The sequence below is a fragment of the Mycobacterium innocens genome (assembly GCF_900566055.1).
Lineage (GTDB): Bacteria > Actinomycetota > Actinomycetes > Mycobacteriales > Mycobacteriaceae > Mycobacterium > Mycobacterium innocens.
The window spans coordinates 13150-24257 of the sequence record NZ_UPHQ01000021.1; the positions used below are offsets into that span (position 1 = coordinate 13150).

The window sequence follows — 11108 nt, forward strand, 5'->3', positions numbered from 1 at the left end:
CACACTCGACGCCTTGGGCGCACACTCGACGCCCCGGCCTGATGCTGAGGTAGTAAGCCGCTCACGGTCCGGCGAGACGGCGGCTGATCACCTCAGTCACATGAGTCACAAGGAGGTCAGGACGTCCGTCGTGCCCACCTAATAGCGACAAATCCGTTGTGCGCGTTAGGTTGTCGCTAAGAGGCGGGCAAATTGTGCATCACTCCACAGTGATTCATGTGACAGATGTGATTACCGCAGCGCAGGACACCTGTAAGACTATGGAAACACCAGCCCGGACGCCCGCCCAGCGCCCAACCACCCCAAACAACAAACCTAGAACGTGCTGGAGGGACGCACGTTGTTGGCCATGTCCACCAAGGTGTAGCGGTGCCGCTGCGTGGGCGCGATACGCGCCAGGCTACGCAACGCCGCCTCGACGCCGAGCCGCAGCCCGTGATCGGTGAACGGAAACCCCAGTATGTGGTTGGTGCTGGCCTGGTTGTCCTGCAGCCAGTCCATCGCGCCGCCGAGCACCAGCGCGCGGATCTGCAGCACGCGCGGTTCGGTGGGCGGCAGCGACTCCACTCGTCGAGCGGCGTCGCGGATCTGATCCTCGGTGATTTCGCTCCGCGACCGTCCCGACAGCAACGTCACCGCGCTGGTCAGCCGGGCGGTGGTGAAATGCCTTGAGCTGGGCGGCACTTCGTCGAGGGTGCGCACCGCGCCGGCTCGATCACCCTTAGCCGAAAGGGCTCTGGCCAGGCCGAACGCCGCCGATATCACGCCGTCGTTGGTCTGCCACACCGTCTGGTAGAAGTTGTGCTCGTCGGTGTAGCCGGCCAGTTCCGCGGTCGCGGCCAGCGCCAGTTTGGGTGCGAGTTCGCCGGGGAAGGTGTCCAGCACCTCCGTGAAATGTTTGATGGCAGAGTCGTAGTCGCCGGTGAGCAACTCGGCGACAGCCTTGTACCAGATCAGCCGCCAGCGCCAGCCCACCCGCTCGGCGAGGTCGTCGAGTTTGCGGGTGGCCTTGGCGACATCACCGAGGTCCAGCAGCGCCCGGACCTCCATCAGCGGCAGTTCGACCGATTCGGAAAGGTCGACACCTTCGGCGTCCAGGGCGCCGTGGCGGGCAGCGCGCAGTGAGTCCAGGGTCTGCACCGGCTGAGAGAGCACTGTGGCCTGCAGGACTGGGGCCGCGACGTCGGTCGGGTCGACCAGCGGTACCTGCAGCGCGGTCACGATCTCCTTGGCGGTCAGCTTCTCCGCATGGACCTGGCCGTCCAGGTACACGTCGGTGTGGGCGACCAGCAGGTCCACGCCGAAGGTGGACCGGCTGGGACTGAAGATGGTCGACAGCCCGGGCCGGGGCACCCCGGTGTCGGCGGCGACCACCTCCCGCAACACGCCCGTCAACTGCGCCGACATCTCGTCTGTGTTGGCGAATCGCCGTCGTGGGTCGGGGTCGATGGCGCGGCGCAGCAACCGGCCGAAGGAGTCGTACTTGTCCAGCACCGGGTCGTCGTCGGGCAGCCCGTCGGCATACCGGCCGTTGCGGGTGGGCAGGTTCAGCGTGAGCGCCGCCAGTGTGCGCCCGACGGTGTAGATGTCGGTGGCCACGGTCGGACCGGTCCGCACGATCTCGGGCGCCTGGAAGCCGGGAGTGCCGTAGAGGTATCCGAACGAGTTGATCCGCGACACCGCACCCAGATCGATCAGCTTGAGCTGCTCCTCGGTGAGCATGATGTTTTCCGGCTTCAAGTCGTTGTAGACCAGGCCGATCGAATGCAGATAACTCAGCGCCGGCAGGATTTCCAGGATGTAGGCGATCGCCTCGGCGACCGGCAGTTTCTCGCCGCGGCCGCGTCGCAGCGACTGCCCGCCGATGTACTCCATGACGATGTAGCCGACCGGATCCCCCTGCCGGTCGGTGTGCTCGACGAAGTTGAAGATCTGCACGATCGACGGGTGCACGACTTCGGCGAGGAACTTCCGTTCCGCCATCGCGATCGCCTGCGCCTCGGCGTCCCCGGAGTGCACCAGGCCTTTGAGCACCACCGGACGGTCGTTGACGTTGTGGTCGAGGGCCAAATACACCCAGCCCATTCCACCGTGCGCGATGCAGCCCTTGACCTCGTACTGACCGGCGATGATGTCACCGGGGCTCAGCTGCGGCAGAAACGAGTACGGACTGCCGCAGTACGGGCACCAGCCCTCCGAGGCGCCCGTGCCCTGCGCGCCGCTGCGCCCGACCGGGCGTCCACAGTTCCAGCAGAACCGCTTCGACTCGGGAACCACCGGGTCGGTCATCAGGGCCTTGAGCGGATCGATATCCGGTACCCGCGGAATCTCCACCAACCCGCCGCCGAGCTTTCTGACCGGCGGCAGCGCCCGCGTCGCAGCCGACATTCGCTCCTGCGGCTGGGTATCCATGGCGCCCAGTGAGATGGACAAGTCGTCGTCGTCATCGTCGAAATCGGGACGGAAAATCGCCTGAGTCGCTGGCGGCCGGCTGCCGGCGGCTGCGCCGGTCTGCACGTCGGCCGACTGCGTGCCCTGAGCCAGCTCTTGCCGGCCTTCCTGATCGTCGGTGGCTGAGGCGTTGTGCGCGGGCTTCGGGGACATCAATCCAGATACCTCGGCTGGGGTGGCACCGGTGCCGGACCGAGGACCGATAACCACTTGCGGTACAACGTATTCCAAGTGCCGTCGGTGCGGATCCGTTCGAGTGTGCCGTTGACGAACCGGACCAGCCCGGTGTTGTCCAGATTGATCCCGATGCCATAGGGCTGGTTGGCCATGTCGGGCCCGACGATGTGCAGATAAGGGTCTTCTTCCACCAGCCCGGCCAGAATCGAGTCGTCGGTGCTGACGGCATCGATCTGCCGCTGCTGCATCGCCACCAGGCAGTCGGCCCAGTTCACCACCGACACGATGACCGGCGGCGGCGCGATCTCGCGAATACGCCGCAGTGACGTGGTGCCCCTGGCCACGCAAACCCGCTTGCCGGACAGGTCCGACACCTTCGAGATGGACGAGTCACGGGGGGCCAGGATGCGCTGGTTGGCATCCAGGTAGACGGTGGAAAAGTTCACCAGCTTGCGTCGCTCACAGGTGATGGTCATGGTCTTGACGACGACGTCGACCTGGGAAGTCTGCAGCGCGGTGATGCGCTCCGCGGCCGACAGGATCCGGTACTCGACGTGTGACGGGCTGCCGAAGATGTCACGCGCCACCTCCCCGGCGATGTCGACGTCAAAGCCGGTGATATCCCCGGTGATCGGGTCGCGGAAGCTGAACAGGTTGCTGCCGATGTCGAGCCCGACGATCAACCGGCCCCGCTCGTGGATATTGGCCACCGCGGCATCGGCCTCGGCTTTGGTGCGGAACGGGCGCAGGCTGGCGGTCGGGTTGCAGTCCTGGCTCGCCGCGTCCGGCGGCAGCGGCGGCTCGGGCGGCATCACCTCCATCCCGACCGGCGTGGGATACGGGAGCGTCGGCGTCGTCTCCACTTTCAGCGGTTCGGAGTGGCCGCAACCGGCGAGCAGGATCGCCAAGGCGAGCGGCGCGAGTGGAGATGCCGCCCGCGCCAGGATAGGCAGGCGCGTCATCACCGATACTCTTTCAGCCGGGGCCACAGGCCGAGTGCGACGGCAATGGCGGCGCTCAGACTGAGCACCACGCCACCTACCTGGGCGCCAGCCAGTCCACGTTGCGCATGGAAGATGTCGTGGCGCAGTTGGTTGCGGCTTTGTTCCATGGCTCTGGTCAGTGCTTCGTCGAGCTTGTCGAATGCGGGGGTCGCATCGTCCTGGCCCTTACCCAGTGCCACCTGAATGGCGGCCCGGTAGTTGCCGACGGAGATGTAGGAGTTGATCCGGTCGTTGGCCTGCTGCCAGCGGACCAGCAGCTGATCGGCGCCCTGCAGATCGGGTTTGTCGACGGCGTCGCGGCGGGCCATGTAGTCGTCGAGCTGGTGATGCATGGCCTCGATGCGCTGATAGAACGACTGCTTGCGGATCTCTTCGTCGCCGCGCCGGATCAGGGACAGCGTCTCGTCGGCTCGCGCCTGCTGGGCGGTGATCGCCAGGTTGGTGACGGTCTTGAGCGACTCCGCCGCCGTGTCTTTGGCGCTACGACTGGCGGCCGTAGAGATTGTCAATGCGGTTCCGACCCAGACCACCATGACAAGAATACCGAGCGCACCGACGACAAGACCCGGATTGATCCGTCTGCGGGTGCGCCGGGCCAGCCAGCGATGCGAGAAGGCGCCGAAGACCACCGTGGTGGTGACGACCAGGATCACCGGCGCCGGGATCTGGGTGGATGCGGTGGTTTCCGTGTCGACCCGCTCCGACGTCGCCTGGTACAGCTGTTGTGCATCGGGCAGGATCGTCGACTGCATCAGCCCCGATGCCTCCGACAGGTATGACGACCCCACCGGGTTACCCGCCCGGTTGTTGGTGCGTGCGATCTCGATGAGGCCGGTATAGACCGCCAGTTCAGCGTTGATCCGGCCCAGCAGTTGCACCAACGACTCATCGGTGAGCCCACTCGATGCGCGGGTCACCGCCACCGCCGCGTCGGTGATGGCCTGCTCGTAGCGCAGCCGGACGGCGCGGGGTTCGGCCTGGGCGATGAACGCGGTGGCTGCCGCGGCGTCGGCCACCGACAGCGTCGTGTAGAGCCGTCCGGCCGCAAACGACAGCGGCTCGGTATGTTCCAGCACGGTGGTCAGCACCTGCTGACGGTGGTTGATCGTCGTCGACGTGGCGAACGCGCTGGACACGCCCAGAGCTGCCAGCACCATGCCGATGGTCAGGATCCGCCCGGGTGTCGTCGAGACGAACCACCAGCGCGGATGGGCCGGTTCAGCGGGCGACCGCGATCCCAGCGGCTCGGTCGACGGGTGCGCCAGCTCAACCGTCACGTCTGCTCCGACCTCAGCTTTCGATATCTATTCGGCTTGTTCGGCGAAGTCACCAACCCGGATAAGCGAATTCTAAGAGAATGCGCCGACAGATGTGGGGAGGCAGACCTAATTACCCTAATCACCCTCAAATACCCGGGAGTCCCCGGCGGCTTCGCGTGCATATCCTGAACTGGTGCAGGGCGACGGGGACGGATGGGTGGTATCCGACAACGGCGCCCACTACTGGGGCCGATTCGGCTCGGCCGGACTGCTGCTTCGGGCCCCGTTACCCGACGGCGGACCCGCGGTGCTGCTGCAGCATCGGGCGGTGTGGAGCCATCAGGGCGGCACCTGGGGCTTGCCGGGCGGCGCCCGGGACAGCCATGAGACTCCGGAACAGACCGCGGTCCGCGAAGCGCGGGAAGAGGCGGGCCTGGCCGCCGAGCGCCTGACCGTGCGGGCGGTGCTGGTGACGGCCAGCCCACGCGGCACCGCCTGGACCTATACGACGGTCGTCGCCGACACCGACGAGTTGCTGCACACCGTGCCCAACCGGGAAAGCGCCGAGTTGCGCTGGGTTGCCGAGGACGACGTGACCGACCTGCCGCTGCATCCCGGATTCGCCGCCAGCTGGCAGCTGCTGCGCACCGCCCCGGTCACCGTGCCGCTGCACCGGGGCGACGAACGCCGCCGACGCCTGCCGTGCACGGTGGAAATCGAGGATGGAGTGTTCGTGTGGTGCATGCCGGGCGACGCGGACCTGGCGCCGTCGCAGCTGAGCCCTCGGGTCAGCTCGTTGCTGGAAGCGCTGACCTGAGCTGTTCGGCCGCTGCCTTCGGGTCGTCGGCCGCCGTGATGGCGCGCACCACCACGATCCCGCGGGCACCGGCAGCCACGACGTCGGGCAGGCGCAGTGCGTCGATGCCGCCGATCGCGAACCACGGTTTGTCGCCACCGATTGCGGCGGCGGCCCGCACCAGGTCCAGCCCCGGTGCCGGGCGCCCCGGCTTGGTCGGGGTGGGCCAGCAGGGTCCGACGCAGAAGTAGTCGGCATCCCCGACGGCGGCCGCGGCAACCTGGTCGCGGTCGTGGGTGGACCGGCCGATCAGCACACCGGGCCCGACGATCTCCCGCGCGATGCTCGACGGCAGGTCGCGCTGACCCAGGTGCAGCACGTCGGCGCCGGCGGCCGCAGCGATGTCGGCCCGGTCGTTGACCGCGAACAGGGCGCCGTGCCGGCGGGCCGCGTCGGCGAGGATTTCGCAGGCGGCCAGCTCGTCGAGTGCCTCTAACGGACCGAACCGCTGTTCGGCGGCCGAGCCCTTGTCCCGCAGCTGGATGATGTCCACGCCACCGGCCAGCGCGGCGTCGGCGAACTCGGCCAAGTCGCCGCGCTCACGACGGGCGTCGGTACACAAATAGAGCCTCGCCTCGGCTAGCCGAGCCAGACGGGCCAGACGGGACTGCACACTGCGACGCTAGCGCGCTAGTTTGGAACCCAGAAGAACCCCTGTAGGCACGGGAGTCCCGGGTAACCAGCGGGACTGAGAGTGGGCACCGCCATTGTGCAAGCCAACTTGCAAGCCGATCTGCAAGCCAGCTTGCACCTTGGACCTGTCCTGACCGTCACACCTGATCCGGGTCATGCCGGCGAAGGGAGCAAGGATGTCAGCACCCACACCCGCGGGGTCATTGGCCGTAATCGGCGGCGGCGTCATCGGGTTGTCGGTGGCGCGCCGGGCGGCCCGGGCCGGATGGTCGGTGCGGGTGCATCGCAGCGGCGAGTCCGGCGCGTCGTGGGTCGCCGGCGGCATGATCGCCCCGCACAGCGAAGGCTGGCCGGGTGAGGAACGGTTGTTGCGGCTCGGGCTGGAGTCGCTGCGGCTGTGGCACGAGGGCGGTTTCCTGGACGGGCTGCCGTCACACGTGGTCACCGCCCGCGAGTCGCTGGTGGTGGCCGTCGACCGGGCCGATGTCGCCGACCTGCATACCGTTGCGGACTGGTTGTCGCGGCAAGGACATCCGGTGGTGTGGGAGTCGGCCGCCCGCGACGTCGAACCGCTGCTGGCACAAGGCATCCGGCACGGCTTTCGCGCGCCCACCGAACTGGCGGTGGACAACCGCGCATTGCTCGACGCGCTGACCGTGGACTGTGACCGACTCGGCGTCGCCTGGGCTGCTCCGGTGACCGAGTTGTCCGACGCCGAGGGTGACGCGGTGGTGATCGCCAACGGCATCGACGCCCCCGCGTTGTGGCCCGGCCTGCCGGTGCGCCCGGTGAAGGGTGAGGTGTTAAGGCTGCGCTGGCGGAAAGGCTGTATGCCGTTGCCGCGCCGAGTGATTCGCGCCCGGGTCCATGGTCGCCAGGTGTATCTGGTGCCGCGGGCGGACGGGGTGGTGGTGGGCGCCACCCAGTATGAACACGGCCGCGACACCGCGCCGGTGGTATCGGGCGTGCGTGACCTACTGGACGACGCGTGCGCGGTGCTGCCGGCCCTGGGTGAGTACGAATTGGCCGAGTGCTCGGCGGGACTGCGGCCGATGACGCCCGACAACCTGCCGATCGTGCAACGCCTGGACGCGCGGACTCTGGTCGCCGCGGGCCATGGCCGGTCGGGATTCCTGTTGGCGCCGTGGACGGCCGAGCAGATCATGTCCGAACTCGCCGCGGTCGGAGCGAGCGCATGATCGTCGTCGTCAACGAGCAGCAGGTGGAGGTCGACGAGCAGACCACCGTTGCCGCGCTGCTGCAGTCGCTGGGTTTCCCGGACCGCGGCGTTGCGGTGGCCCTGGACTGCGCGGTGCTTCCTCGATCTGACTGGGCGACAACGCTTTCCGAAGGTGATCGGCTCGAGGTGGTGACGGCGGTGCAGGGTGGTTGACGTGGCTGACAAACTGACGATCGGCGATCGCAGGTTCGCGTCGCGGCTGATCATGGGCACCGGAGGAGCGTCGAATCTGGCGGTGCTGGAAGAGGCGTTGGTCGCCTCGGGTACCGAGCTGACCACCGTGGCGATACGCCGGGTCGACGCCGAGGGCGGAACCGGTCTGCTCGACCTGCTCAACCGGCTGGGTATCACGCCGCTGCCCAACACCGCGGGGTGCCGCAGTGCCGCCGAGGCGGTGCTGACCGCGCAGCTGGCCCGCGAGGCGCTGGACACCAACTGGGTCAAGCTGGAGGTGATCGCCGACGAGCGCACCCTGCTGCCGGACGCTATCGAATTAGTCCGGGCCGCAGAGCAATTGGTCGACGACGGGTTTGTGGTGCTGCCGTACACCAATGACGACCCGGTGCTGGCCCGCCGCCTCGAGGACGTCGGTTGCGCGGCGGTGATGCCGCTGGGCTCACCGATCGGCACCGGCCTCGGTATCACCAACCCGCACAATATCGAGATGATCGTGGCGCAGGCCGGTGTTCCGGTGGTCCTCGACGCGGGCATCGGCACCGCCAGCGACGCGGCGCTGGCAATGGAATTGGGTTGTGACGCGGTGTTGTTGGCCACGGCGGTGACCCGGGCCGCAGATCCCCCGGCGATGGCCGCCGCGATGGCCGCGGCCGTCACCGCCGGCCATCTGGCGCGCCGTGCCGGCAGGATCCCGAAACGCTTTTGGGCACAGGCCTCCAGCCCCGAACTATGACCGAACGCTATGTGGCGCTTGGCAGTTCGATGGCGGCCGGTCCGGGCATCCGGCCCCGCGCGGCCGACGCGCCGTGGCGATCCGGCCGATCGGCCCGCAACTACCCGCACCTGGTCGCCGAACAACAACGCCTGGAGTTGGTGGACGTCACCTACTCCGGCGCCACCACCGCCAATGTGCTCGCCGATCACCAGCACGGCGCGCCACCTCAGATAACCGCGCTGGACGGCTCGGAGTCGTTGGTCACGGTCACCATCGGCGGCAACGACGTCGGCTACATTCCGCTGCTGATGGCCGCGGCGTTGCCGCGACCGGCGCGGCGCCTGCCGCTGCTCGGCGCGTGGATAGCCGAACTGCTGGACCATAACGCCCGCGATCAGGCCCTGGCCCAGGTCTTCGATTCGCTGTGCGAGGTCGGTCGTTCGTTACGGCGGCGGGCGCCGCGGGCACGGGTACTCTTCGTCGACTACCTCACGGTGTTGCCCCCGGCGGGGGTCGCGGCTGCGCCACTGTCCGCGGCGGACAGCGAGCTCGGCCGCCACGTCGCCGCAACGCTGGAACGTCTTACCGCCGACGCCGCCGCGCTCACCGGCTGTGAGGTCGTGCGCGCCGCGGCAGCCAGCCGCGACCACCACGCATGGTCGCCCGAGCCGTGGACGGAAAAGCCTGCGCGGTTCGGGGTGCCGCTACCGGCGCGGCCGGCGCCGCTGCACCCCAACGCCGCCGGGATGCGTGCGGTCGCGAAACTGGTTGCGGCCCAACTGTAAGCGTCAGCCGTTGGTCCGCCACCACTGGTAAAGTGCGGGGACATCCGAGTTGCCGGCACGGATGTAGCTGAGCACGTTCTTGGCGTCGGTGGTCCAGATGATCTCGGCGGCACCCTGGTAGGTGCCGCAGGCCACCTGTCCGGCCGTGGCGCCCGCGCTGCCCTGGCGCCAGGTGGTCGGCGACTGGCCGCTGTCCCCGCACGCGGTGAGCGTTTCGTCCTTGATGCTGGCCTTGAATGATCCGTTCATTTCGTCGGGGGTAGCGAAGAGGATGTACTTGGCCAGGGCGGGTCCCGCGGCGTCGGGGTTTTGCCCGCAGGAAAGCGCGGCGAGTTCGCCACTGGTAATCGTCTGGGCCGTGCAGTTGTTGAGGCCGTAACCCTTCGACACCGAACCGGCGAGCGTGTTGACGTCGGACGCAGCGCCGGTGGGGTCCGCATTCGCGGTGGCAGTACCCAGGCAGGCGAGGCTACCCATGAGTGCTGCAGCCGTCGCGGCCCGCAGCGCGGTGTTGAAGTGAGACATCCTTGACTCCTTGGTGTATCGGACCGACGATGCGGCTGCGTTGACATCGGTGAGTGTATTGGTGTCGCTGGTCGGAAAACAGGGCTTTGCCCATCGGTATGGGAGGGCCGTTATAGGGCTATGTCTGCGCCCTACACATATTCTGTGGGAAATTGTCTGTCGTGACATTAATTTCGGTGCGCGGCGGGCATTGATCAAGCTGACAGCACGGCTGGGCGCTGCTGCCGATGATTGGTGAAATCATCAGTCGGACAATATCTTTCGCCCGAGGTATACTGCGGGTTCTGGCTCCGCCTGACCCTGGTGGCAGCGGTAAACGATTGCCCCCGGGGGTAATCCGGGTCGAGCCGATCCGCACAAGGGCGCCGCATTGCGGCACCGAAGTGGTTCAGCGGCTGCCCGCCGCCGCGCGGATTTTTCCGATTAGGTGGTGCCGTTAGCACGGCTCTCGGGTATGGTAGGCACCGCTTTAGGCCAGCTAACTTCTCTTGATCTGGAGATTTCATGACACAACCACCACCGCCTGGTTACCCGCCGCAGCAGCCGCCTGCCGGGCAACAACCTGACAACTACTTGGTGTGGTCCATTCTGGTGACATTGTTCTGCTGTCTTCCGCTTGGGATCGTTGCGATCGTCAAGTCCACCCAGGTCAGTGGGCTGTGGGCACAGGGGCGCTATGCAGAGGCCCAGGCGGCCGCCGACAGCGCCAAGAAGTTCGTCATGTGGTCGGCCATCGCCGGCGTAATCGTGATCGTCATCTACGGCATCTTGATGGCGGTCGGCGCGCTGAACGCCGGGACGTCGAACGCGGCCATGCTCGTGGGAATGTTCTAAGGCGAGTACATGGTGACCCACCAAGGGTCGGTGCCGTTGCGGTTGGGTGCGCCACTGCTGGTGGCCGCGGCCACCATGTCGGTGTGCGCCGTTACCTGGGTGGGTGACCCGACAACGCCGAACGGTCCGCTGCCGGTATGCCCCACCAAGGCATTGCTGGGAATCGATTGCCCGGGCTGTGGCAGCCTGCGAATGCTGTACAGCCTGCTGCACGGCAATCTGTTGGCCGCCGCCAGATTCAACGCTCTCGGCCTGGCGGCGGTGGTGCTCTTGGTGTGGGCGTACCTGGCGTGGACTTATGGTCGCCTGGCAGGCCGGCGAATACGCGGCTGGCAGCGCAGTCGCTGGGCGGCCCTGGTGACGTTGTCGCTGGTGCTGGCCTGGTTCGTGGTGCGCAACATCCCGGTGGCGCCGTTCAACGCTTTGTTCGTCTGAGTGCGTCTGGGTCTGTC

At 67.3% G+C, this 11108-nt stretch carries 12 protein-coding genes; 7 read left to right on the top strand and 5 right to left on the bottom strand.

The genetic code is table 11. From position 1 onward, the window contains the following. Positions 1-315 precede the first annotated feature (315 nt). Genes EET03_RS02200 through glnX form a run of 3 tightly spaced genes read right to left on the bottom strand, consistent with a single transcriptional unit; the run spans position 316 to position 4909 of the window. Positions 316-2604, bottom strand: coding sequence for a serine/threonine-protein kinase PknG (locus EET03_RS02200; RefSeq protein ID WP_075542487.1), 2289 nt, complete (start codon positions 2602-2604; stop codon positions 316-318). Then, on the bottom strand, positions 2604-3590 hold the full coding sequence (locus EET03_RS02205; RefSeq protein WP_075542486.1) for a glutamate ABC transporter substrate-binding protein: 987 nt from the start codon (positions 3588-3590) through the stop codon (positions 2604-2606). The genes EET03_RS02200 and EET03_RS02205 overlap by 1 nt, the downstream gene beginning before the upstream one ends. Next, positions 3590-4909, bottom strand: coding sequence for a protein kinase G-activating protein GlnX (gene glnX, locus EET03_RS02210; RefSeq protein WP_063472067.1), 1320 nt, complete (start codon positions 4907-4909; stop codon positions 3590-3592). The genes EET03_RS02205 and glnX overlap by 1 nt, the downstream gene beginning before the upstream one ends. Positions 4910-5084: 175 nt before the next feature. Here glnX and EET03_RS02215 point away from each other — a divergent pair, with 175 nt between their 5' ends. Beyond that, on the top strand, positions 5085-5708 hold the full coding sequence (locus EET03_RS02215; protein WP_075542485.1) for an NUDIX hydrolase: 624 nt from the start codon (positions 5085-5087) through the stop codon (positions 5706-5708). Here EET03_RS02215 and thiE read toward each other — a convergent pair. Continuing rightward, on the bottom strand, positions 5680-6339 hold the full coding sequence (gene thiE, locus EET03_RS02220; protein WP_122508717.1) for a thiamine phosphate synthase: 660 nt from the start codon (positions 6337-6339) through the stop codon (positions 5680-5682). The two genes, EET03_RS02215 and thiE, sit on opposite strands and share 29 nt — an antisense overlap. A gap of 217 nt (positions 6340-6556) precedes the next feature. Between thiE and thiO the strand changes: the two genes are divergently transcribed. The 4 genes from thiO to EET03_RS02240 are packed head-to-tail and all read left to right on the top strand — an operon-like array spanning position 6557 to position 9297. Continuing rightward, positions 6557-7579: a glycine oxidase ThiO gene (gene thiO, locus EET03_RS02225; protein WP_075542484.1), complete on the top strand. Its 1023-nt coding sequence runs from the start codon at positions 6557-6559 to the stop codon at positions 7577-7579. Next, positions 7576-7773 (top strand): sulfur carrier protein ThiS, encoded by a 198-nt coding sequence (thiS, locus tag EET03_RS02230; protein ID WP_075542483.1) that lies wholly within the window; start codon positions 7576-7578, stop codon positions 7771-7773. The genes thiO and thiS overlap by 4 nt, the downstream gene beginning before the upstream one ends. Position 7774: 1 nt before the next feature. Beyond that, on the top strand, positions 7775-8530 hold the full coding sequence (gene thiG / locus EET03_RS02235; RefSeq protein ID WP_075542482.1) for a thiazole synthase: 756 nt from the start codon (positions 7775-7777) through the stop codon (positions 8528-8530). Continuing rightward, on the top strand, positions 8527-9297 hold the full coding sequence (locus EET03_RS02240) for an SGNH/GDSL hydrolase family protein (RefSeq protein WP_075542481.1): 771 nt from the start codon (positions 8527-8529) through the stop codon (positions 9295-9297). The genes thiG and EET03_RS02240 overlap by 4 nt, the downstream gene beginning before the upstream one ends. A 3-nt stretch (positions 9298-9300) precedes the next feature. Here the strand turns inward: EET03_RS02240 and EET03_RS02245 are convergent, their stop codons facing one another. Further along, positions 9301-9822, bottom strand: coding sequence for a serine/threonine protein kinase (locus EET03_RS02245; protein ID WP_075542480.1), 522 nt, complete (start codon positions 9820-9822; stop codon positions 9301-9303). Positions 9823-10326: 504 nt separating this feature from the next. On the opposite strand from EET03_RS02245, the gene EET03_RS02250 reads away from it, so the two are divergent. Next, positions 10327-10656: a CD225/dispanin family protein gene (locus EET03_RS02250; RefSeq protein WP_063472060.1), complete on the top strand. Its 330-nt coding sequence runs from the start codon at positions 10327-10329 to the stop codon at positions 10654-10656. A gap of 9 nt (positions 10657-10665) precedes the next feature. Further along, the gene (locus EET03_RS02255; protein WP_075542479.1) at positions 10666-11091 is read left to right on the top strand and encodes a DUF2752 domain-containing protein; all 426 of its coding nucleotides are present in this window, start codon (positions 10666-10668) and stop codon (positions 11089-11091) included. Positions 11092-11108: the final 17 nt, after the last annotated feature.